Source organism: Streptomyces sp. LS1784 (assembly GCF_020103755.1).
Lineage (GTDB): Bacteria > Actinomycetota > Actinomycetes > Streptomycetales > Streptomycetaceae > Kitasatospora.
The window spans coordinates 1-21,827 of the sequence record NZ_JAHSQD010000048.1 but is presented as its reverse complement, the minus strand read 5'-3'; the positions used below and the strand labels follow the sequence as shown (position 1 = coordinate 21,827).

Sequence of the window (21,827 nt, the reverse complement as noted above, 5' to 3'; positions counted from 1 at the left end):
GCGCTACACCGATCCGGCGAGTCGTGCCCCGGCGGCCTCGCGGACCTCCGGTTCCTCCATCGGATCGTCCCGCAGGTACGTCAAGCGGGCCCTCACGTCGCCCCGGTCGGGGGCGTGCTCGACGCCGAGGAGCCGGGCTCCCGCTTCACAGTCCCAGAGCGACTCGGTGTACGCCTCGGCCGTGCCGGCGGCCCCCATCGCCGCCAACGCCTCCAGGTAGGCGGGGCGCTCGTACGAGTGCGGGGTCGAGAGCCAGAAGCGGCGCAGCAGGGAGACGGCGTCGGCGGCCTTCGAGCCGAAGCGCGCCAGGCCGCCCGCAAGGGTGTCCGGGCCGCACCAGGCCTGGATCGCCCAGCACCTCTCCAGCTCGGCGACGAGGGCCGGTATGTCGCTCTCGTCGCCGTGGCCGGCCAGCACCGCGAAGCCGAGCCCGGAAAGCCAGCCCTGCTCCGAGGCCGCCCACTCCCGAGCCGCTGGTACGGCTTGCTCGGCGAGTTGCCCGACGGCCCTCCCCAGGAACGGCACTTGCCGGGTGCCGTCGGCGGCGCCGAGCCGGGGTGCCAGCGGGATCAGCGCGGGGTCCGGCGGGCGGAGCGACAGTGCGCGCAGAGCGGTCCCCTTGGCGCGTTCGGATTCTTCCGGATCGCGCAGCAGGGCGAGCAGGCTCGCGTTGTCGCGGTCCGGGTACGGATCCGTCATGCGGTGACGCGTGATCGGCCCGTCCGCCTCCGGAACGGAGTCCGGCAGTACCGCCCGGGCTTCCTGCGAGCCGCCGAGCACGAGCAGCTCCAGAACGCCGGTGGCCCGGTACCGGGTGTCCTCGTCGCCGGACAGCAACTCCACCACCGGCGCGAGCGGAAGTTCCAAGTCCCGGATCAGCCGGGCGAGGTAGAGGTGCCGGTCGTCGACCTGCGAGTCCCACCGCCAGTCCCAGCGGATGCAGCCGTAGACCAGGTCGGCGACCGAAGCCCGGTCCTCGGCGGCTATCAGCGCGCCCTGGCCTCGGCCGCGCTGGAGGAGACCGGGGAGGGTGGTCGCCGGCGCGTAGTGGTCGGTGTGCATGGGGTCCATCGTGCCCCAGCCCCCGGCGTGCGGGCGGCGGGGCCCGGCGGTCGGGCGTCCTCGCCGGGCGGAGCCGCCCGAGGGCGGTGACGACACCCGGAGCGACGACTCTCCGCCCGCGTCCGAACCGGCGGGCTCGGCCTCGGCGCGACCGCCACCGAGGAGTTGCACGCCTTCCTCAACGCCGACAAACGCGTCCGGATCGAGCAGCGCCAGGCCCGGCTCACCCTGCGGGACGACGACCACGCCGGCGCCCCGCCCCGCACGGGCATCGACCTCGACGGTGGCACCGCGCTCATCCCGCCCCGCAGGTGGCCCCGCACAGGAAGTCCCGAACCCGCCGGCCAGGGGCACGCCCCGTGGCGGCGTGTCGAGTGGCGATCCGCCTCCCGCGACGAAATCGTGACCGGCAGCAAAACCCACCAGAAAGGGTCAAAATGCCCGAGGTCACCACCCCGTACGCGACCGGCACGCCGTGCTGGGTCGATCTGATGGCCAAGGACCAGCAGGCCGCACTGGACTTCTACCGCGACCTCTTCGGCTGGCAGGGACAAGTCGGCAAGGCGGAGTTCGGCGGCTACGCCGTCTGCGAGCTCGACGGCAAGACCGTGGCCGGCATCGGCGCGGCGACGTCCCCCGACGGGATGCCGGAGCCGCCGACCGTCTGGACCAGCTACCTGGCCACCGCCGACGCCCAGGCCACCCAGGACGCGATCGTCGCCGCCGGCGGCACCCTGCTCGTCCCGGTCGTGGACGTCGGCCACCTGGGCCGGATGCTGATCGCCGCCGACCCGCAGGGCGCGGTGTTCGGCGCCTGGCAGCCGGGCGAGTTCTTCGGCGCCAAGGTCGTCAACGAGGCCGGCGCGCTGATCTGGAACGAGCTGCACACCAGCGACATCCCGGCCGCCACCGCCTTCTACGGCGAGGCGTTCGGCATCGGGTTCGAGCCGCTGGACGGCGCGGACACCTACTGGGAGCTGCGGGTCGGCGGCCGTGCCGTGGGCGGCGCCACCCTGCTCGCCAACGACCCGCCCGGCACTCCGGCCCACTGGCTGACCTACTTCGCGGTCGACGACGTCGACTCCACCGTGGACGCCCTGGTCAAGCGCAACGGCACCGTCCTCGCCCCGCCCTTCGACATGGTGGCCGGCCGGATGAGTGTGGTCGCCGACCCGCAGGGCGCCCCCTTCGCCGTGATCAGGCCGACGCCGCGCTGACCCCGTCCTTCTTCGCTCCGCCCGCCCGGACCCCCACCCGGGCGGGCGGACCACATTCCGACCTACCGTCAATCCTCGTACGGATCACCACTCTTGAGGCGGGCTGGTCACCCCTGCTTGACTGACCGCCGTGACCGAGACCACCGCCACCCCCGACGCCCTCGGCGCCCTCGTCAGCCGCCACCCGGTCGCCACCCGCACCCGGTGGATCAACGCCGCCTGGGCTCTGACGATCGGCGTCCTCGCCTCCTGGCTGGGCCTGTGGGCCCTCCTTCAGGACGGCGGCCCCGGTGGCGACTCGGGCGGCGGCCAGGCGCTCGGCGTTGCCCTCGGCCTCGGCATCTGCGGGCTCGTCCTCGGCGCCTCCCAGGCCGTACGGGCCCTGCGCGGCGGCGCCGGCGAGTACTTCGAGGTCCGGGCGTACGGCCTGGTCCACGGCAACGCCCGTGGGCCCAAGGGACATTGGACCTGGACGCAGATCGCCACCATCACCGTCCCGGCCCGCAGCGGCGCGGCCGGCGCCTACGCCCACCGGTTCGGCAACGACTACCGCTGCGTCCTCGGCCTGTCCGGCGGCGGACGCGTCCGGGTGGACGGCCTGGCCGCCGGCGCCTCCACCCTCGGCAACGCGGTGATCGACCACTGCCCCAACGCCCGGATGCTCGACGCCGAGGCGTGGACCCGCCGGGCCGGCGGCCGGCTGCTGCTGGGCTCGGTGCTCTGCGTCGGCGGCGTCGTCGCCATGGCCCGTTACATCTCCGACCACCCGGACGGCGAGCGGGTCACCGTGGACGCTTCCGGCCACACCGTCCGCGAGTTCGTCCGGGGCGTCGACGACACCACGATCATGCTGCTCGGCCTCGGCATCGCGGCCTGCGGCCTCGGCGCCGTCGTCTTCCTGGCCCTCTTCGTCCACGGCCGCCTCCGCCGCGTCTGACCAGCCCCCGACCAGACCCTGGCCGGCCCCCGGCCTGCGCCACCCCGCCCGCCCGCGCCCTAAGCGCCCCGCCGTGCCAGGAACAGGTCGTTGACGCGCAGCATCCCGATCCCGCCGCCCCGCGCGTCGAGCACCCGGGCCGTCTCGGCCAGCACTCCCTCCCGCCGCTCCTCCGGCAGCACCCGGTAGGTGGAGACGGACGCCAGGAAGTCGAGGTAGCGCCCGGTCTCGTACCAGACCTCCTCCCGGTACCGGACGGCCCGCAGGTCGGCGAACCGGCCGTCCCGCCGGCACTCGGGCTCCGGCCAGCCCGGGTCCCCGCCGCCCGCCTCCGGGCCGTAGAACGAGGCCCGCTGCCCGTGCGGCGCGTTCTCGACCCCGAACTTCCGGTCCACCTCGGCGAGTTCGTCGTACGGTCCGCCGTCCAGGACCCCGTGCGGGTTCCAGAACAGCGCCACTGCGCCGCCCGGTCCGAGCGCATCGTGCACCAGGTCCCAGCGGCGCGCCTGGTCCAGCCAGTGCCAGGACGTGGCGGCGAACAGCAGCCCGAACTCCCGCCCGTCCGCCGCCCATTCCTCGAAGCCGCCGTTCTCGACCCGGACCTGCGGGTACCCCCCGGTGTTGCGCCGCAGCACCTCGGCCATCCGTGGGTCCGGCTCGACGCAGACCAGCGGCACCCCGCGCCCGGCGAACAGCACGGTGGCCTTGCCCGTCCCCGCACCGACCTCGACCGCCGGGCGCCCGCCCAGCTCCGCGTACGCCAGCACGTCCGTCACCAGCGCGTCCGCGTACCCCGGCCGGGCGGCGTCGTACAGCTCCGCCGCCTCGCCGAACACCCGCGCCCGCGTCCGGTCCACCTGCTCCGCCGCGCCCATCGGCACTCCCCCGTCCACCCCGACACCGGTCGGCGGACACGGTACCGACCGCGCCCCGGCGGGGCCATCGGATTACCACCCGGCCGGCTCGGGAGCCCCGAAGGGCCCTCACCGCCGGTAGGCGCTCACCGCGACCGCCGGCACCAGCCCGAGCGCCACCAGCCCGCCCGCCAGGGCCAGGACCGGGTAGCTCGTGGCCGCGACCATGATCCCGGAGGCCATCCCGCCGGTGGCGCCCGCGATCGCGATCGAGACGTCCACCAGGCCCTGCGTCCTGGCCCGGGTGGCCAGCGGCACCGTGTCGGCGATGATCGCCGTGCCCGAGACCAGGCCGAGGTTCCAGCCGATCCCCAGCAGCGCCAGCGCGAGTGCCAGCAGCGCCACCGAGTCCCCGGGCGCCGCGGCGGCCAGCATCCCCGCCGCCAGCAGCACCACCCCGGACGACGCCGCGACCGCCATCCGCCCGTACCGGTCGACCAGCCACCCGGTGACCGGCGACGGCAGGTACATCGCGCCGATGTGGATCGCGATGACCAGCCCGGAGGCGGCCGACCCGTGCCCGTGGTCGTGCATGTGGACCGGCGTCATCGTCATGATCGCCACCATCACCAGCTGGGTGAGCACCATGACCAGCCCCCCGAGCGCCACACCCCCGCGTCCGGCCCGCTCGTCGGCCGCGTCCGTCACCGCGCTGTCGCCCGCAGGCCCGGCCCCGGCGAGCGTCCGGGCCAGCAGCAGCGGGTCCGGCCGGAGCCACCGCGCGAGGACGAGCCCCGCCAGTCCGTAGGCCAGGCCGGACAGGACGAACGGGCCGGCCAGTGCCGGAATCCCCAGCCCCTCGGCGAGACGCCCGGTCGGCGCGGCCAGGTTGGGCCCGGCCACGCCGCCGAGCGTGGTGGCGACCAGGACGGTGGACACCGCCCGCGCCCGCCGGTCCGGACTCGCCAGGTCGGCCCCGGCGTACCGCGCCTGCAGGTTGGTGGCCGTCCCCGCCCCGTACACGAACAGGGCGACGAACAGCAGCAGCGGGTTGTCCAGCACGGCCGCCGCGATCACGCCCGCCGAGCCGACCGCCCCGGTCAGGTACCCGGCGGCCAGCCCCGGGCGGCGGCCCCGGCTCTGCGAGATCCGGCCCACGGCCACGGCGGCCAGCGCCGATCCGGCGGTGAACAGCGCGCTCGGCAGCCCGGCCAGGCTGGTGGAGCCGAGCATCTGCTGCGCCAGCAGGGCACCGACCGTCACTCCCGCGGCAAGCCCCGCGCCGCTGAGCACCTGGGAGGCGACCAGCACCCGCAGGATGCGGCGCTGCGCCTCGCCGGGATCGTCGGGTATGCCGGTGGTCTTCTCGGCGGGGGCGGTGCCGGCCATGTCTCTCCCCGGGTCAGCGGTGGGCGGTGCGGACGGGCGGCCCCGGGCGCTTCCCGCCCGGAACGTTCTCCATAATTCCATGGATTATGGAGAATGAACCCCGCCACTCCCGCCTCACCCGCGCGCCGGTCGAACCACCCCAGCCCCGCGCCGGCCGTCCAGTCCCGCGTCAGGCGTCCAGTTCCGCGAGGAAGTCCAGCGACGCCACCCAGGCCCGCTCGGCCGCCTCGGCGTCGTAGTCCGGCAGCTCCGGGTCGGTGAACAGGTGCCCGGCGCCGCGGTAGCGGTGCACCTCGACCTCCGCCCCGGCCCGCCGCATCCGCAGGTACCAGGCGTTCAGCCAGTCCTCCGGCTCGAACGGGTCCGGCTCCGCGATGTGCAGCTGCACCGGGATCTCGGTGGCGGCGTCCTCCCGCAGGTCGGAGGTGCCGTGCAGGAGCAGCAGCCCGCGCGCCTTCTCGTCGGCCAGCGCCAGGTTCTGCGCCACCGCGCCGCCGAGCGAGAAGCCGGCGTACACCAGCCCGCTCTCGGACACCGACGCGACCGCCGTCACGGCCCGCCGCAGCAGTTCGTCGCGGCCGCCGAGTTCCTCCTGGAACTCCTGCGCCTCCTCGACGGACTCGAAGGTCCGCCCGTCGAACAGGTCCGGCGTGTGCACGGTGTGCCCGGCGGCACGCAGCCGCTCGGCGGCGGCGTGCACGGCGGGGCGCAGGCCGTAGGCGGAGTGGAAGAGGACGATCTGGGCCACGGTTCGGGTCCTTCACCAGGGAGGTCAGCTACCCACCCATGATCCCGCATGCCCTGCCCGGCCCTGTGACCCCGCGTCCGGCTACGACACCACGTCCTTGCGTGCGAACCCCCGGAACGCCAGCGCCAGCAGCACCACCGCGTACGAGAGCGACAGCGAGACGCCCTGCACCATGCCGCCCCACTCCAGCTGCGGCTGCAGGGCGTCCGCCCAGGAGTACTGCCAGTGCGCCGGCAGCCACTCCCGCAGGTCGCCCAGCGCGGTGACGGCGTCCAGCACCCCGGTGACGATCGAGGCGAACACCGCGCCGCCGACCGCGCCCAGCGGCGCGTCCGTCGCCGTGGAGAGCCAGAACGCCAGCGCCGCGATCACGATCTCGCTGAGGAACACGAAGGCCACCGCGATGGCGATCCGGGGCAGCGCCTGCCCGGCGGGCAGGCTGACCCCGGCGGGCAGCCTGAGGTCCCCCCAGCCGTACGCCGCCGTGCCGACGACCAGCCCGATCGCGGGCAGCATCACCACCGCCGCCGCCGAGAACGCCAGTCCGACCGCGAACTTGCGGGCCAGCAGCCGGGCCCGGGGCACCGGTGCGGCCAGCAGGTAGCGCAGCGAGGACCAGCTGGCCTCGGAGGCGACGGTGTCCCCGCAGAACAGCGCGACCGGGACGACCAGCATGAAGCCGGTGCCGACGAACAGCATGGTGACCGCGAAGTTGGCCCCCGAGGCGGTGGCCAGCTCGATGAAGGTGGTCCGGCCCGGACGGCCCGGAGTGCCGCCGATCTGGAACGCGGCCAGGATGACGAACGGCATGGCGGCCAGCACCGCGCCGATCACCAGCGTGCGGCGCCGGCGCAGCTGCCGCATCGCTTCCACCCGCAGCGGCAGCGTCCGGCTCGCCCGGTACCCCTCGGCATGGTCCATCGACTCCGCGTGGTCCATCGGGACGACGCTCACGCTCCACCTCCGATCAACGACAGGAACGCGTCCTCCAGCCGCCGCTGCGGGCCGGCACTCTCCACCGGCACCTCCAGCCGCACCAGTTCGGCCAGCAGCCCGCCGGCCGCCAGCCCGTCCAGGCGCACCAGCAGTCCACCCTCGACGGCCTCCACCGAGCCGACCCCGGCCAGCGCGGCCACCTTCTCGACCACGGGCACCGGGTCGTACGGGCCGGCGATGCCGATCATCAGCAGCTCGCCGGCGCCCACGATGTCCCCGACCGGGCCGGCCGTGACCAGCTGCCCGCGGTCCATCACCACCAGGTCCGTGCAGCTCTGCTCGACCTCCGACAGCAGGTGGCTCGACACGATCACGGTCCGCCCGCCGGCCGCGTACCGGATCATCACCTCGCGCATCTCGCGGATCTGCGGCGGGTCCAGCCCGTTGGTCGGCTCGTCCAGGATCAGCAGGTCCGGCATCCCCAGCATCGCCTGCGCGATCGCCAGCCGCTGCCGCATGCCCTGCGAGTACGTCCGCACCGCACGGTCCAGCGCCTCGCCGAGCCCGGCGATGGCCAGCGCCTCGTCGAAGCGCGCGTCGGCCTCCGGCCGTCCGGTCGCCTGCCAGTACAGCCGCAGGTTGGCCCGCCCGGTGAGGTGCGGCAGGAAGCCCGCGCCCTCCACGAACGCGCCGACCCGCGACAGCACCGGCGCGCCGGGCCGCACCAGGTGCCCGAAGATCCGGATCTCCCCGGCGTCCGGCCGGATCAGGCCCATCAGCATCCGCAGTGTGGTGGTCTTGCCCGCGCCGTTCGGCCCGAGCAGTCCGAGCACCTGCCCCTGCTCCACCCGGAAACCCAGCTCCCGTACGGCGTAGCGGTCCTGGGCACCCTTGTAGCGCTTGCTCAGCCCGCTGATCTGCAGCGGCACCGCGGCCAGCTCCGGATCGAAGCCGGGCCCGGCGGCGCCCCGCCGGCGCCGCAGCCGCGGCGCCAGCACCAGGGCCGCGGCCGCCAGTACGGCGATGACCGGCAGTACCCAGGTGCGCGAGGGCAGCGGCGCCGCCTCGGTGACCAGTTCCTCGACGGTCGGCGCGGTGAGCGCCCCGGCCGGCGCCACCCGGTAGGTGGCCGGCTCGGCCGGCGAGGCGTACGCGAGGTCGGTGCTCGCCAGCACCAGCCGCACCCGGTGCCCGGCCGGAAAGGTGTGGTCCACGGTCGGCAGCGCCACGGTGACCGTCTGCCCGGCGTCCGCGCCGGTGACCCGCAGCGGGGCGGCGAGCTGCTGCGGCAGCACCGCCTTGCCGTCCGGCCCGACGTCGTACAGCTTCGCGAACAGCACCGCGTCCGGCCGGTCCGCCGTGACCCGCACCGGCACGGTCGGCTGCCCGGTCAGGTGCAGCGGCGAGTCCAGCGGCGCCGAGTCGAAGGCGGCGTTCTGCCCGGGGAAGTCCAGTGACAGCCCGGCGCCCAGGGAGGCCGCCTGGCTGAGCGCACCGACGCCCGGCAGCGTCGAGATCCCTGGCGGCGCGCCGCCGGGCGGATTGGCGAGGGTCTGCTCACCGCCCGTCAGCTCGACGGTCCGCGACCCGGTCCCGCCCAGCCCCGGGTACCGGTCGGCGGTGGCCCCGCGCAGCACCGCCTGGAAGCCGGTCGAGTCGACCCCGCCGGTGCGGGTGACCCGGAACGCGGCGCCGGTGTCGTTGCTGCGCCCCTTCAGGTAGTGATCGAACCAGGCCGTCACCCGGTCGTCGACCCGCGCGCTGGTGTCCGTCCCGCCGTCGTGACCGCCGGCGAACCAGTCCACCGCCACCGGCGCGCCGTTGGCGGCCACCGCCTTGGCGATCCTGTCCCCCTGGTCCAGCGGGAACAGCGAGTCCTGCTGCCCCTGCACCACCAGCGTGGGCGCCTTGAGCTGCGCCGCCACCGAGGACGGGCTGGAGCGCTCCAGCAGCGCGACGGCCTCCGGATCGGCGTGCCCGGCGGTGGCGACCCGGTCGTACATCTGGCAGAGCGACTCCAGGAACCGCCCGCAGCCGACCGGCCCGTCCGCCTTCGGCTTCGGCCCGCCGTTCTCCCGCGGCGCCTCGCCCGAGGGGCCGAGGTCCCCGGCCGAGCCGGTGGTGAAAAAGATCCCGGCCCACAGCTTCTTGAACACGCCGTCCGCCGCGCCCGAGCCCTGCACGCCCTGCGGGAACAGCGCGTCGGCCAGGTTCCACCAGGTGATCTGGGTGGCTACCGCGTCGATCCGGTGGTCGTACGCGGAGGCCAGCAGCGAGACCGCCCCGCCGTACGAGGCGCCGGTGATGCCGACCTTCGGGTCGCCGGCCGCATCCAGTTGCACCTCGGGCCGCTGGGCCAGCCAGTCCACCAGGTGCTTGACGTCCTCGACCTCGCGGTCGGGCGCGTTCAGCCCGATCTTGCCGCCCGAGTGCCCGAAGCCGCGCGCCGACCAGGTCAGCACCGCGTACCCCTGCCGGGCCAGCTGCTCGGCGCGCTCGCGCTCGCCCTCCTTGGAGCCGCCGAAGCCGTGCGCCAGCAGAACCGCCGGGCGCGGACCGCCGCCGGCGGTGAAGAAGGAGGTGTCCAGCTGGATCTGCTGGGCGCTGCCCGGCGTCTCCGGCATGCTGAGGAAACGGTCCTCCTGATGGACCGCCTGCTCACCGCCGGACGCCACCGTCGCGGTACCGGCTCCGGCCACCGCCACCAGGGCCACCGCCCCGGCGAGCAGCCTGCGTCGGACCGTTGTTCCCCGGGCGCGCCAACGACGCCATGCCCCACCGAACTCCATGGGCGCTGATCGTATCCGCCGTCCGGGTAGGCGTCCGATAAAGCCACCACACCGTTTCGCCCGTTTCACCCCACCATGCCCGGGTATCGTACGGCGCATGCCCTGGCTGCTGATCTCGCTGCTCGCCGCCGTCACCGCCACCCTGGCGGTCGGCTGGATCGTCGACCAGGCCCTCCAGCGGACCGCCGCCCGCCACCCCGCGGCACCGGTCTGGCCGCTGCTCCGCCGCTGCCGGATCCCGCTCCAACTCACTGTCGTGTCAGCCCTGTTGATCGCCGCCAAGCCGCTCCAGCGGGTCTTCCACCTGAAGCGCGGCGACGGCGCGCAGCACCTGCTCCTGCTGTTCCTGCTCGCCTCCCTGGGCTGGCTCACCGTCCGCGTGGTGGCCGCCGTCCTGGAGGCCCTGCTCAGCCGCTACGAGACCCGTATCGAGGACCCGGCGCGCGTCCAGCGGGTGCACACCCAGATCAGCATGCTGCGCCGGGTGGTCAGCGCCCTGATCGTCGTGGTCACGGTGGCCGTGATGCTGCTGACCTTCTCCGCCATGCGTGCCATCGGCGCCAGCCTGCTCGCCTCGGCGGGCATCATCGGCATCGTGGCCGGCATCGCCGCCCAGAGCACCCTGGGCAACTTCTTCGCCGGCCTCCAGATCGCCTTCGGCGACACCGTCCGGATCGGCGACATCGTGGTGGTGGACGGCCAGCAGGGCACCGTCGAGGAGATCACCCTCACCTACCTGGTGGTCCGGCTCTGGGACCAGCGCCGGCTGATCGTCCCGGTCTCGTACTTCGTCAGCCGGCCGTTCGAGAACTGGACCCGCCGCGACCCCGGCCTGCTCGCCGCCGTCCTGCTCCACCTCGACCACACCACCCCGGTGGACGAGCTGCGCACCGCCCTGCGCGCCTGCCTCGACCGGCACCCGCTCTGGGACGGCACGGAGTGGGCCCTCCAGGTCACCGACACCACGCCCAGCACCATCGTCGTCCGCGCCACCATGACCGCCCGCACCCCCGACGACGCCGCCCAGCTCCGCTTCGACATCCGCGAACAGCTCATCGCCCACCTGCGCGACGAGCACCCCCACGCCCTCCCCCGCCTCCGCACCACCGACGGCTGACCCGCGTCCGTCCCGAAGACGAAAGCCCCCAGCGCCCCGCAAGGGGCGCCGGGGGCGGAACCGCGCGACGCGGGAGGCGAGGCGAGCACCGGAAACCCCTCCCGAAAGTCCGGCCCCGCCCGCCCCGAACGCCTACAGCACCCGCGTCATCGTCCGATGCGGAATCCCCGCATCGTCGTACACCGGCCCCTGCGCCGCGTAGCCCATCCGCTCGTAGAACCCGAGCGCCTGCACCTGCGCGTGCAGCTCGACCTCCACGCCCCCGCGCTCGGCGCCCGCGGCCTCGATCGCCCGGACGAGCTCCGCGCCCAGCCCCGTCCCCCGGGCCGCCGCGACGACCGCGAGCCGCCCGAGCAGCACCCGTCCGTCGATACCGCCCGTCAGCTTCCGCGCCTGCTCGCCGAAGATCAGCCGCGCCGTCCCCAGGGCGGCCCCGTCCGCCGCGACGGCCAGCAGGTGGACCGAGGTCGCGTCGTACTCGTCGTACTCCAGCTCCTCCGGCACGTTCTGCTCGACGATGAACACCTCACGCCGGACGGCCCGCACCAGCTCCAGGTCCGCCTCGCCCTCGGCGACCCGGATGGCAGCGGCCGGCACCTCAGCTCTCCGCCGCGATGATGTCCAGCGCCTTCTTGAGGTCCTCCGGGTACTCGCTGGAGAACTCGACCCACTGACCGTCCGACGGGTGCTCGAAACCGAGCGACACCGCGTGCAGCCACTGCCGGGTCAGCCCCAGCCGCTTGGCCAGCGTCGGGTCGGCGCCGTACGTCAGGTCGCCCACGCAGGGGTGCCGCAGCGCGGACATGTGGACGCGGATCTGGTGGGTGCGCCCGGTCTCCAGCTTGATCGCCAGCAGCGACGCGGCCCGGTACGCCTCGATCAGGTCGTAGTGGGTGACGGACGGCTTGCCCTCCCGGGTGACGGCCCACTTCCAGTCCGAGCTGGGGTGCCGTCCGATCGGCGCGTCCACCGTCCCGCTCATCGGGTCCGGGTGGCCCTGCACCAGCGTGTGGTACCGCTTCTCGGTGATCCGGTCGTGGAACTGCCGCTTGAGGTCGGTGTACGCGCGCTCCGACTTGGCGACCACCATCAGCCCGGAGGTGCCGACGTCCAGCCGGTGCACGATGCCCTGGCGCTCGGCGGCGCCCGACGTGGAGATCCGGTACCCGGCCGCGGCCAGTCCGCCGATCACGGTGGGGCCGGTCCAGCCCGGGCTGGGGTGCGCGGCGACGCCGATCGGCTTGTCGACCAGCACGATGTCCTCGTCGTCGTGCACGATCCGCATGCCCTCGACCGGCTCGGCGACGATCCGCACCGGGGCGGCCGGGGCCGGGATCTCGACCTCCAGCCAGGAACCGGCGGTGACCCGGTCCGACTTGCCGGCCGTGGCGCCGTCGAGCGTCACCTTGCCGTCGGCGGCCAGCTCGGCGGCCTTGGTCCGGGAGAAACCGAACATCCGGGCCAGGGCGGCGTCGAGGCGCTCACCCTCCAGGCCGTCGGGTACGGGGAGGCTGCGGATCTGCGCTGCGGTACTCACCCGTACGAGTATGCCGGAAACACGACACGCCCCTGCGCGCCGGTGGCCGGGCGCTACTTCTCGGTCCGCTCCGTCTTCTCGGCCTTCTCGGTCTTCTCGGTCTGCTGGTGGACGGTTCCGTCCGGGTTGCTGCCCCGGAAGGAGAGCAGCACCACCAGGATCCCGCCGCAGACGATCGCCGAGTCCGCGAGGTTGAAGACGGCGAAGTGCTGGACGGAGATGAAGTCCACCACGTGCCCGCGGAAGACGCCGGGCGCGCGGAACAGCCGGTCGGTGAGGTTGCCGAGCGCCCCGCCGAGCAGCAGCCCGAGCGCGATCGCCCAGGGCAGGCTGTACAGCCGGCGGGCGATCCGCCAGATCACCACGATGACGGCGGAGGCGATCATCGTGAAGACGACGGTCAGCGCCTGCCCCATCCCGAAGGCAGCACCGGAGTTGCGGATCACCTGGAAGGTGACCACGTCCCCGATCACCTTGATCGGGGCGTGGTTCTCCAGCCGGGCGACGACCAGCAGCTTGCTGCCGAGGTCGATCAGGAAGGCGAGCACCGCGACGACCAGCAGCACGCCGACCCGGCGCGGGCCCTTGGGCCGCTCTGCCGTCGCGTCGTCCACGGACGCCGCCCCGCTCGGATCGGCCACGGGCACCTCCACGGCATCGGCGGGGGACGGGACGGCGTCGTCCCGGGTCTGGGGGGAACCTTGCGTACTGATGATCCGCTCCGCTGCCGATGGAGCTCCCCCGGTCCGCAGGAGGGGGAGGGTGGTGGGCCGGTGACGACCTGCCCGCGTTCGCGAACGCGTCAGGCGACGTTACGGGGTCGAGCGTACGGCAAGCCCGACCCCCCACGTCGCTCTGGTCGCCCGGTTCAGCGGCGTTCCTGCTTGGCCTTGCACTGCACGCAGAGCGTCGCCCGGGGGAAGGCCTGCATCCGGGCCTTGCCGATGGCCTGCCCGCAGGACTCGCAGATGCCGAAGCCGACGCCCTCCAGCCGCTCCAGCGCGCGCTCGGTCTGGGCCAGGCTGTCCCGCGCGTTGTTGGCCAGCGCCAGCTCGCTCTCCCGCGAGATGTTCTTCGTACCGGCGTCCACCTGGTCGTCACCGGCTCCGTCGTTGGAGTCGCGCATCAGGCCGGAGATGGCCGCCTCGGCGGCGCCGATCTCGTTGCGGAGCCGCTCCAGCTCACTGATCAGCTCGTCGTGCAGCTCGTGGACCTCCTCGGTGGTCCACGGGTCCTCGCCGGGCCGGACCGGCAGCGTGGCCGGGTCCACGGACTCGGCGCCGCGCGGTGCGGTGACGGTGTCGGTGCTGCTCTTCGGTGCGGTAGTGGTCACGGTCCCCTCCCCTGGGTCGACCGCCACGGCCTTGCGTGCCCGCTTGGTGGCGGTACCCGCGCCGGTTCCCTTCTCAGCCATGGCTTTCGACCCCATCTACGAACGAATCGAGCCGCCGGTTCCCGGCGGCTTCCAGTGCCGGAACGATAATCCCGAGCAAAACCGGTCACAACATGACATACCGGCGCCTCATAACGATCCCACCCAGGCAGCCGCCCCAATCGTCACGCCCCGTTGCGCTCAGGAATGTGTGCCCAGATCGACTCCGGCTAACCTCCGCCGCCGGACGCCCCCGGGTGCCCGCCCGGAAACGGTTTGGACAAACCGACTCGCCCGGCCGATACACTGGCTCTGCGAGGCGCAGATGGGACGAGTACCGACGTACGCAGCCACCAGCGACCCGGGGACGGTGCGAGCCCGGGGGTGTGCACGGCGGGAAGATCACCCCGGAGCCGCCGGAAGAACGGCCACCGCACACCGGACGCGGCGGCCCACTAGACCCGGCAGCAAGCCCAAACAAGAGGGCCGCGAACGCAACACCGCGGCCAAGGAGGGTGGTACCGCGGGGCGGCCGTGCCGTCTCGTCCCTCCGGAGGATCCAGTCCCAGCATCCGCCGGAGGTAGACGCCCGCGATGGCCATGACCTACAACCCCGTCCCCGCGCAGGTGGATCTGCCTGCCCTGGAGCACCAGATCCTGTCCTTCTGGCAGGACAACAAGATCTTCCAGCGCAGCGTGGAGCAGTCCGAGGGCCGCCCCGAGTGGGTGTTCTACGAGGGCCCGCCCACCGCCAACGGCATGCCCGGCGCCCACCACATCGAGGCCCGCGTCTTCAAGGACGTCTTCCCGCGCTACCGGACCATGAAGGGCTACCACGTGGCCCGCAAGGCCGGCTGGGACTGCCACGGCCTGCCGGTCGAGCTCGCCGTCGAGAAGGAGCTGGGCTTCTCCGGCAAGCAGGACATCGAGGCGTACGGCATCGCCGAGTTCAACGCCAAGTGCCGCGAGTCGGTGACCCGCAACACCGACGCCTTCTCCGAGCTGACCACCCGCATGGGGTACTGGGTCGACCTCGACGAGGCCTACCGGACGATGGACCCGTCGTACGTCCAGTCCGTCTGGTGGTCGCTCAAGCAGATCTTCGACAAGGGCCTGCTGGTCCAGGACCACCGCGTCGCCCCCTGGTGCCCGCGCTGCGGCACCGGCCTCTCGGACCACGAGCTGGCCCAGGGCTACGAGACCGTGGTCGACCCCTCGGTCTTCGTCCGCTTCCCGCTGACCAGCGGCCCGCTGGCCGGTCAGGCCGCCCTGCTGGTCTGGACCACCACCCCGTGGACCCTGGTCTCCAACACCGCCGCCGCCGTCCACCCGGAGGTCACCTACGTGGTGGCCACCGACGGCGACGAGAAGCTCGTCGTCGCCGAGCCGCTGGTCGCCAAGGCGCTCGGCGAGGGCTGGGAGACCACCGGCGAGTCCTTCACCGGCGCCGAGATGGAGCGCTGGGCCTACCGCCGCCCCTTCGACCTGGTCGAGATCGAGAACGCGCACTACGTCGTCACCGCCGACTACGTCACCACCGAGGACGGCACCGGCATCGTCCACCAGTCCCCCGCCTTCGGCGCGGACGACCTCGCGACCTGCCGCAGGTACGGCCTGCCGGTGGTCAACCCGGTGCTCGGCGACGGCACCTTCGCCCCCGAGGTCCCGCTGGTCGGCGGCCAGTTCTTCAAGAAGGCCGACGAGGCCCTGGTCGCGGACCTCAAGGAGCGCGACCTGCTCTTCCGCCACCTGCCGTACGAGCACAGCTACCCGCACTGCTGGCGCTGCCACACCGCGCTGCTCTACTACGCGCAGCCGTCCTGGTACATCCGGACCACCGCCGTCAAGGACGCGATGATCCGCGAGAACGAGGCCACCAACTGGTTCCCGGAGACGGTCAAGCACGGCCGCTTCGGCGACTGGCTGAACAACAACATCGACTGGGCGCTCAGCCGCAACCGCTACTGGGGCACCCCGCTGCCGATCTGGCGCTGCGAGGAGGGCCACCTCACCTGCGTCGGCTCGCTGGCCGAGCTCACCGAGCTCACCGGCACCGACCAGAGCGGCCTCGACCCGCACCGCCCGTACATCGACGCGGTGACCTTCGCCTGCCGCGACTGCGGCGGCACCGCCACCCGCGTGCCCGAGGTCATCGACGCCTGGTACGACTCGGGCTCGATGCCCTTCGCCCAGTACGGCTACCCGTACCAGAACAAGGAGCTGTTCGAGAAGCGCTACCCGGCGCAGTTCATCTCCGAGGCGATCGACCAGACCCGCGGCTGGTTCTACACGCTGATGGCGGTCGGCACCCTGGTGTTCGACAAGAACAGCTACGAGAACGTCGTCTGCCTGGGCCACATCCTGGCCGAGGACGGCCGCAAGATGTCCAAGCACCTGGGCAACATCCTCCAGCCGATCCCGCTGATGGACCAGCACGGCGCCGACGCCGTCCGCTGGTTCATGGCGGCCGGCGGCTCGCCCTGGTCGGCCCGCCGGGTCGGCCACGGCACCATCCAGGAGGTGGTCCGCAAGACCCTCCTCACCTACTGGAACACCGTCGCCTTCCAGGCCCTGTACGCCCGCACCTCGAACTGGGCACCCTCGGCGAACGACCCGGCCCCGGCCGACCGCCCGCAGCTGGACCGCTGGGTGCTGTCCGAGCTGAACACCCTGGTCCGCGAGGTCGACGCGGCCTACGAGGCGTACGACACCCAGCGCGCCGGCAAGCTGCTCTCCGGCTTCGTCGACGACCTGTCCAACTGGTACGTCCGCCGCGGCCGCCGCCGCTTCTGGCAGGGCGACGCCGCCGCGCTCGCCACCCTGCACGAGGCGCTGGAGACGGTCACCCGCCTGATGGCCCCGCTCACCCCGTTCATCACCGAGCGGGTCTGGCAGGACCTGGTCGTCCCGGTCGCCCCGGACGCCCCGGCCTCGGTGCACCTGACCACCTGGCCGGAGGCCGACGAGTCGCTGATCGACACCGAGCTCTCCCGGCACATGGCGCTGGTCCGCCGCCTGGTCGAGCTGGGCCGGGCCACCCGCGCCGAGTCCGGCGTGAAGACCCGTCAGCCGCTCTCCCGCGCGCTGGTCGCCGCCCAGGGCTGGGGGGAACTGCCCGCCGACCTGCGCGCGCAGATCGCCGAGGAGCTCAACGTCTCCACCCTGGAGTCGCTCGCCGAGGTCGGCGGCTCGCTGGTCGACACCAGCGCCAAGGCCAACTTCCGCGCGCTGGGCAAGCGCTTCGGCAAGGGCGTCCAGGACGTCGCCAAGGCGGTCGCCGCCGCCGACGCCGCCCGCCTGGCCGCCGAGCTGCGCGCCAACGGCGAGACCTCGGTCGAGCTGGACGGCGAGACGATCACCCTCTCTCCGGACGAGGTGATCATCACCGAGACCCCGCGCGAGGGCTGGGCCGTCGCCAACGAGTCCGGCGCCACCGTCGCCCTCGACCTGGCCATCACCCCGGAGCTCAAGCGCCTCGGCATCGCCCGCGACGCGATCCGCCAGATCCAGGAGGCCCGCAAGAACTCCGGCCTGGACGTCGCCGACCGCATCGTCCTGCGCTGGCGCGCCACCTCGGACGAGACCGCCGAGGCCATCGCCGAGCACGGCCCCCTCGTCGCCGAGGAGGTCCTCGCCACCGACTTCGCCGCCGGCGCAGCCGACTGGGACTCCGAGACCTTCGCCGACGACTCCCTCGGCCTCACCTTCCAGCTCCGCAAGGCCTGACGCCCGACCACGAAGCCGCCGTCACCCCAGGGGTGACGGCGGCTTCGCCGTACCTGCCCACGCCCCACACCCTCCCCAACTCCCGCACGCCCCCTCCCAGTTCTCCACGCCTGCGCTCCACCCCAGGGCGCGCGCCCCTCTCCCTCCCCACGCGCCCCTCCCGTCGTACAGGAGAGCACCCCTCCCCCCTAATCCGGCACAGCCTTCGAGCGCACAGAAGGGCGCCCCCTCCCCGACCCGCAGGTCGGAAAGGGGGCGCCCTCAAAAGGCCCTGCTACAACCTCAGTTGTCGCCGTCCTCGTCGATCAGGAAGCCCCGCATCGGTGCCGGAGCCTGCTGCATCGGCTGCGGCGGCTGCGGACGGACGGCCGCCATCGGCTGGGTCATGCCGGCCGGCTGCATCTGCGGAGCACCGCTGTTGCCGCCGGTCGACTGCCCACCGAAGCTCGGCGCCGAGGAGCTGCCACCGAAGGAGCCGTTCCCGCCGAAGGACGGCGAGTTGCCCCCGAAGGACGGCTGGCTGCCGCCGAAGCTCGGCGCGCCGGCACCGGCCGGAGCCATCGACGAGGCCGCCGGCGGCAGCGACGCGGTGGCGGGGATCCGCGGCGGGGCGAGCGAGTCGTCGGCCTGCGACTCCAGCTGGCGCAGCTGGGTCTCCAGGTACGACTTCAGACGCGTGCGGTACTCACGCTCGAACGCCCGCAGGTCCTCGACCTTGCGCTCCAGCGTGGCCCGTGCCGACTCCAGCGAGCCCATCGCGACGCGATGCTTCTCCTGCGCGTCCCGCTCCAGCGCGTCGGCCTTCGCACGGGCGTCGCGCTCCAGGCCCTCGGCCCGGCTGCGCGCCTCGCCGACGATCTTGTTGGCCTCGGAACGGGCCTCGGAGATCGCCTGGTCGGCGGTCTGCTGAGCGAGCGCGAGCACGCGGGCGGCGCTGTCGCCACCGGGGCCCTGCTGCTGCATCGGGCCGCCCATGGGGCCGCCCATCTGCTGCGGGCCGCCCATGGGGCCGCCCATCGGCTGCATCTGCTGCTGGCCCATGCCCTGGCCCATCGGGTTGCCCATCTGCTGCGGGCCACCGGGACCGCCCATGGGCTGCAGCATCTGCCCGCCCATCGGCTGGACCAGCTGCTGCTGGCCGCCCATGGTCTGGTTCATCTGCTGCTGCGGGCCGCCGGCAGCCGGAAGCTGCGGCGCGGAGCCGGCGGGCAGGCCGAGGGGCTGGTTGCCCATCTGCTGCTGCGGACCACCCGGACCCATCTGCTGCTGGGGACCACCGGGGCCCATCTGCTGCGGACCGCCCGGACCCATCTGCTGCGGACCGCCGGGGCCCATCTGCTGCGGACCACCCGGACCCTGCTGGCCGGGGACCGGCGGGCCGGATATGGCGGCGGGCACCGGGGCGCCGCCCTGGCGGGGCGCGTCCTGCTGCGGCTCCTTGCGCAGGTTGGCCTGGTTCTGCGCGGCGGCACGAGTCGCGGCGGCCAGCTTGGCGCGCAGGTCCTCGTTCTCCCGGAGGAGGCGGGTCAGCTCCGCCTCGACCTCGTCGAGGAAGGCATCGACCTCGTCCTCGTCATAGCCTTCACGCAGGCGGACGGTCGTGAACTGCTTGTTCCGAACGTCCTCGGGGGTCAATGGCATCTCTTCACCTCAACGTGATCGTCGGCACACCGGCATCCTGTCGCATCGCTCACCTACGACTAGGGGTGCACAAGCGAGATCAGGACATACACAATGATCATCAGTACGAAGAAGGACAGGTCGAGCGCCACGCCCCCGAAACGCAACGGCGGAATGAGCCGCCGAAGAAGCTTGAGCGGCGGATCCGTGACAGTGTACGTGGCCTCCAGGACCAGGACCATGGCCTTGCCGGGCCGCCACGAACGCGCGAACTGGAAGACCCAGTCCATGACCAGCCGTACGAGCAGGAACACCAGGAAGACGGTCAGGGCGTAGTAGAGCACCGCCCACACGATGTCCATCGCGTTTCCCTCTCCCCGGTCCCGATCCCTCGGGCCTGCCGCTCGTCACCTGTCGCTAACCCACTGTTGATCAGATCCACACGTAAAGTCGTGGCCGGGTCAGCTCTGGTTGAAGAACCCACCCTCGGCGATCCGAGCCTTGTCCTCCGCCGTGACATCGACGTTAGCAGGCGACAGCAGGAACACCTTCTGTGTCACGCGCTCGATACTGCCGTGCAGACCGAAGACGAGTCCAGCGGCGAAGTCTACGAGGCGCTTCGCGTCGGTGTCGTCCATCTCGGTCAGATTCATGATCACGGGAGTCCCACCGCGGAACTGTTCCCCGATGGTACGGGCCTCGTTGTAGGTTCGGGGGTGCAGCGTGGTGATGCGGTAGGGCTCTCGTTCGTTGACGACCTTGGGCATGATCACCGGTGCGCTCTTCTCCAGGTTGTGGCGGCGTTCGGGTGTGATGGACGACACGGGGGCCATCCTCGGAGTCTCCTGCCGGATCGGCACCGCCGCGGGCACCGGCTGCGGGGTGATCGAGGAGACCGGGGCGGGCGCGGCGGCCGCGGGAGCCGGGGCCGGCCGGGGGATGTCCTCGGTCCGCTGGCCCGTCCGGATCGGTTCGGGGTCCGCGTCGTAGTCGTCATCGGGGTCGTACCCCTGGCCGTCGTACGTCTCGTCCTCCACGAGGCCGAGGTAGACCGCCATCTTGCGCATTGCGCCGGCCATGCTCCTGTCTCCTCCGCTCATAGCCACCTCGCTGACGCTCGGCGGCAGCTTCGCGAAACGCGCACCTTCTGATGGTCGCTCGCTCGCTCGCTCCGTGCGGACCGGCTCCGGCCCGGGCCGTACGGCCCCGCCTGCGGATTCCGCGGTCCCTCCACGACGGCGTGTCAGCCCGACGGCCGGTCGGATTCGTGGAGGGGGGCCGCGGAGCTGCGATCCACGGTTCGCTAGCGCTCCGAAGAGCTGCTAGATTCTGTCCTATTTTGTCCTGCTGTCTGATCTACTTACCCGGTGACGTTACCTGAGGGGTGACCTCACTCCGAGTACCGCCGTTCCGACGCGCACATGTGTCGCCCCGGCGGCAATCGCCTGCTCAAGGTCACCGCTCATTCCTGCGGAGACCATGGTGGCAGCCGGATGGTCCGCCCGTACGGCGGTTGCGATTTCCGCCAGCCGATCGAAGGCGCGGGCCGGGTCCCCGGCCAGCGGGCCGGTCAGCGGAGCGACGGTCATCACACCGTCCAGACGCAGCCCGGGCGTGTCGGCGATCGCGTCGGCCAGTTGCGCGACGTCCTCCGGCGCGACCCCCGCCCGGTGCTCACCCTCCCCGTACGCCTTGTCCAGCGCCACCTGCACCAGGCAGCCCAGTTCCGGGCGTTCCGCCTTGAGCACCGCCGCGGAGAGCGACCCGACCAGCCGCAGCCGGTCCACCGAGTGCACGTGGTTCGCGTACCGGACGACCGAGCGGACCTTGTTGGTCTGCAGCTGGCCGACGAAGTGCCAGTCAAGAGGAAGGTTTCTGCACTGCTCCGCCTTGGGAGCGGCGTCCTGGTCGCGGTTCTCCGCGACGTCCGTCACCCCGAGTCCGGCCAGCAGCGCGGTGTCCTCGGCGGGGTAGGTCTTGGTGACGACGACCAGGGTGACCTCGTCCCGGGCGCGCCCGGCGGCCGCGCAGGCGTCCGCGATCCGGCGCTCGACCACGTCGAGGTTGGTGCCCAGTTCCTCGTAGCGGGCCCGCTGGCCCTCCGTCAGCGCCGCCACGAACTCGGTGCTTCCCGGGAACGGTCCGTAGATGTCGTTCGTCATCAGTGATCAGAGCCCAACCAGACGTAGCTCGCGAGCCGGCCGGTGCGCTGCTCGCGGCGATAGGAGTAGTGATCGGCGGATTCGAGGGTGCAGACCGGTGATCGCACCAGCTCGTTGACCCCGGCCACGGCCAGCTGGGCCGCGACCCCTTCCGGCACGTCCAGGGACGGAGTCCCCCAGGAGGTCTCCGCGAAGGCCTCCGGCACCACCGCGGCGACCTCGGCCCTCAGTTGGGCCGGCACCTCGTAGCAGCGGCCGCAGACCGCGGGCCCCGTGGCGGCGGTGATCCGCCCGGGCTCCGCGCCCAGTTCGACCATCGCCCGGACGGCCGCGGGCACCACCCCGGCCGCCAGGCCGGGCC

At 72.9% G+C, this 21,827-nt stretch carries 20 protein-coding genes; 5 read left to right on the top strand and 15 right to left on the bottom strand.

What is annotated here, in order from left to right; genetic code table 11:
- Nucleotides 1-3: 3 nt before the first annotated feature.
- Entirely contained in the window at nucleotides 4-1,062 is a 1,059-nt protein-coding gene (locus KS423_RS09000; protein WP_224276981.1) for a hypothetical protein, read from the bottom strand.
- 165 nt (nucleotides 1,063-1,227) lie between these two features.
- On the opposite strand from KS423_RS09000, the gene KS423_RS48440 reads away from it, so the two are divergent.
- The 3 genes from KS423_RS48440 (at nucleotide 1,228) to KS423_RS08985 (ending at nucleotide 3,216) form a co-directional block, all read left to right on the top strand.
- Nucleotides 1,228-1,554, top strand: a complete 327-nt coding sequence (locus KS423_RS48440) for a DUF6191 domain-containing protein (protein ID WP_224276979.1) — start codon at nucleotides 1,228-1,230, stop codon at nucleotides 1,552-1,554.
- Nucleotides 1,500-2,279, top strand: a complete 780-nt coding sequence (locus KS423_RS08990; RefSeq protein ID WP_224276977.1) for a VOC family protein — start codon at nucleotides 1,500-1,502, stop codon at nucleotides 2,277-2,279. The genes KS423_RS48440 and KS423_RS08990 overlap by 55 nt, the downstream gene beginning before the upstream one ends.
- Nucleotides 2,280-2,409: 130 nt before the next feature.
- Nucleotides 2,410-3,216 carry a hypothetical protein gene (locus KS423_RS08985; protein WP_224276975.1) on the top strand — a complete coding sequence of 269 codons (807 nt, stop codon included), beginning with the start codon at nucleotides 2,410-2,412 and terminating at the stop codon, nucleotides 3,214-3,216.
- Nucleotides 3,217-3,275: 59 nt separating this feature from the next.
- Here the strand turns inward: KS423_RS08985 and KS423_RS08980 are convergent, their stop codons facing one another.
- From KS423_RS08980 to KS423_RS08960, 5 genes are all read right to left on the bottom strand, one after another.
- A complete protein-coding gene (locus tag KS423_RS08980) occupies nucleotides 3,276-4,091 on the bottom strand; it encodes a trans-aconitate 2-methyltransferase (protein WP_224276973.1) in 816 nt (271 codons plus the stop codon).
- A 108-nt stretch (nucleotides 4,092-4,199) separates the two neighbouring features.
- A complete protein-coding gene (locus tag KS423_RS08975) occupies nucleotides 4,200-5,459 on the bottom strand; it encodes an MFS transporter (RefSeq protein ID WP_224276964.1) in 1,260 nt (419 codons plus the stop codon).
- A gap of 169 nt (nucleotides 5,460-5,628) precedes the next feature.
- Nucleotides 5,629-6,207, bottom strand: coding sequence for a dienelactone hydrolase family protein (locus KS423_RS08970; RefSeq protein ID WP_224276962.1), 579 nt, complete (start codon nucleotides 6,205-6,207; stop codon nucleotides 5,629-5,631).
- A gap of 81 nt (nucleotides 6,208-6,288) precedes the next feature.
- A complete protein-coding gene (locus KS423_RS08965) occupies nucleotides 6,289-7,146 on the bottom strand; it encodes an ABC transporter permease (RefSeq protein ID WP_224276991.1) in 858 nt (285 codons plus the stop codon).
- An 11-nt stretch (nucleotides 7,147-7,157) separates the two neighbouring features.
- A complete protein-coding gene (locus KS423_RS08960) occupies nucleotides 7,158-9,932 on the bottom strand; it encodes an alpha/beta fold hydrolase (protein ID WP_224276960.1) in 2,775 nt (924 codons plus the stop codon).
- Between the two features lie 97 nt (nucleotides 9,933-10,029).
- Here KS423_RS08960 and KS423_RS08955 point away from each other — a divergent pair, with 97 nt between their 5' ends.
- Nucleotides 10,030-11,049, top strand: coding sequence for a mechanosensitive ion channel family protein (locus KS423_RS08955; RefSeq protein WP_224276958.1), 1,020 nt, complete (start codon nucleotides 10,030-10,032; stop codon nucleotides 11,047-11,049).
- Between the two features lie 132 nt (nucleotides 11,050-11,181).
- Here KS423_RS08955 and KS423_RS08950 read toward each other — a convergent pair whose 3' ends face one another.
- From KS423_RS08950 to KS423_RS47950, 4 genes are all read right to left on the bottom strand, one after another.
- Nucleotides 11,182-11,646, bottom strand: a complete 465-nt coding sequence (locus tag KS423_RS08950) for a GNAT family N-acetyltransferase (RefSeq protein WP_224276955.1) — start codon at nucleotides 11,644-11,646, stop codon at nucleotides 11,182-11,184.
- A 1-nt stretch (nucleotide 11,647) separates the two neighbouring features.
- Nucleotides 11,648-12,586 carry an RluA family pseudouridine synthase gene (locus tag KS423_RS08945; protein ID WP_224276954.1) on the bottom strand — a complete coding sequence of 313 codons (939 nt, stop codon included), beginning with the start codon at nucleotides 12,584-12,586 and terminating at the stop codon, nucleotides 11,648-11,650.
- Between the two features lie 53 nt (nucleotides 12,587-12,639).
- On the bottom strand, nucleotides 12,640-13,227 hold the full coding sequence (lspA, locus tag KS423_RS08940) for a signal peptidase II (RefSeq protein ID WP_308020159.1): 588 nt from the start codon (nucleotides 13,225-13,227) through the stop codon (nucleotides 12,640-12,642).
- A gap of 227 nt (nucleotides 13,228-13,454) precedes the next feature.
- Nucleotides 13,455-13,919: a TraR/DksA family transcriptional regulator gene (locus tag KS423_RS47950; RefSeq protein WP_224276950.1), complete on the bottom strand. Its 465-nt coding sequence runs from the start codon at nucleotides 13,917-13,919 to the stop codon at nucleotides 13,455-13,457.
- A 633-nt stretch (nucleotides 13,920-14,552) separates the two neighbouring features.
- Here KS423_RS47950 and ileS point away from each other — a divergent pair.
- Nucleotides 14,553-17,684: an isoleucine--tRNA ligase gene (gene ileS, locus KS423_RS08930; RefSeq protein ID WP_224276940.1), complete on the top strand. Its 3,132-nt coding sequence runs from the start codon at nucleotides 14,553-14,555 to the stop codon at nucleotides 17,682-17,684.
- A 282-nt stretch (nucleotides 17,685-17,966) separates the two neighbouring features.
- Here ileS and KS423_RS08925 read toward each other — a convergent pair whose 3' ends face one another.
- From KS423_RS08925 to KS423_RS08905, 5 genes are all read right to left on the bottom strand, one after another.
- Nucleotides 17,967-19,325: a DivIVA domain-containing protein gene (locus KS423_RS08925; protein WP_224276939.1), complete on the bottom strand. Its 1,359-nt coding sequence runs from the start codon at nucleotides 19,323-19,325 to the stop codon at nucleotides 17,967-17,969.
- 59 nt (nucleotides 19,326-19,384) lie between these two features.
- Nucleotides 19,385-19,666 (bottom strand): YggT family protein, encoded by a 282-nt coding sequence (locus KS423_RS08920; protein WP_030060143.1) that lies wholly within the window; start codon nucleotides 19,664-19,666, stop codon nucleotides 19,385-19,387.
- Nucleotides 19,667-19,765: 99 nt separating this feature from the next.
- Nucleotides 19,766-20,383, bottom strand: coding sequence for a cell division protein SepF (locus KS423_RS08915; protein ID WP_224276937.1), 618 nt, complete (start codon nucleotides 20,381-20,383; stop codon nucleotides 19,766-19,768).
- 294 nt (nucleotides 20,384-20,677) lie between these two features.
- Nucleotides 20,678-21,466 (bottom strand): YggS family pyridoxal phosphate-dependent enzyme, encoded by a 789-nt coding sequence (locus KS423_RS08910; protein WP_224276935.1) that lies wholly within the window; start codon nucleotides 21,464-21,466, stop codon nucleotides 20,678-20,680.
- The coding region (locus KS423_RS08905) for a polyphenol oxidase family protein (protein WP_224276933.1) at nucleotides 21,466-21,827 on the bottom strand (362 nt) is incomplete at its 5' end. The genes KS423_RS08905 and KS423_RS08910, both read right to left, overlap by 1 nt.

Bases quoted from the DNA above. Each gene is read 5' to 3' on its own strand.
- KS423_RS08980 (WP_224276973.1), bottom strand. From the start codon at position 4,091: ATGGGCGCGGCGGAGCAGGTGGACCGGACGCGGGCGCGGGTGTTCGGC.
- KS423_RS08955 (WP_224276958.1), top strand. From the start codon at position 10,030: ATGCCCTGGCTGCTGATCTCGCTGCTCGCCGCCGTCACCGCCACCCTG.
- KS423_RS08975 (WP_224276964.1), bottom strand. From the start codon at position 5,459: ATGGCCGGCACCGCCCCCGCCGAGAAGACCACCGGCATACCCGACGAT.
- KS423_RS09000 (WP_224276981.1), bottom strand. From the start codon at position 1,062: ATGCACACCGACCACTACGCGCCGGCGACCACCCTCCCCGGTCTCCTC.
- ileS (WP_224276940.1), top strand. From the start codon at position 14,553: ATGGCCATGACCTACAACCCCGTCCCCGCGCAGGTGGATCTGCCTGCC.
- KS423_RS08920 (WP_030060143.1), bottom strand. From the start codon at position 19,666: ATGGACATCGTGTGGGCGGTGCTCTACTACGCCCTGACCGTCTTCCTG.
- KS423_RS08915 (WP_224276937.1), bottom strand. From the start codon at position 20,383: ATGGCCGGCGCAATGCGCAAGATGGCGGTCTACCTCGGCCTCGTGGAG.
- KS423_RS08965 (WP_224276991.1), bottom strand. From the start codon at position 7,146: ATGGACCACGCGGAGTCGATGGACCATGCCGAGGGGTACCGGGCGAGC.
- KS423_RS08990 (WP_224276977.1), top strand. From the start codon at position 1,500: ATGCCCGAGGTCACCACCCCGTACGCGACCGGCACGCCGTGCTGGGTC.
- KS423_RS08910 (WP_224276935.1), bottom strand. From the start codon at position 21,466: ATGACGAACGACATCTACGGACCGTTCCCGGGAAGCACCGAGTTCGTG.
- KS423_RS08925 (WP_224276939.1), bottom strand. From the start codon at position 19,325: ATGCCATTGACCCCCGAGGACGTTCGGAACAAGCAGTTCACGACCGTC.
- KS423_RS08960 (WP_224276960.1), bottom strand. From the start codon at position 9,932: ATGGAGTTCGGTGGGGCATGGCGTCGTTGGCGCGCCCGGGGAACAACG.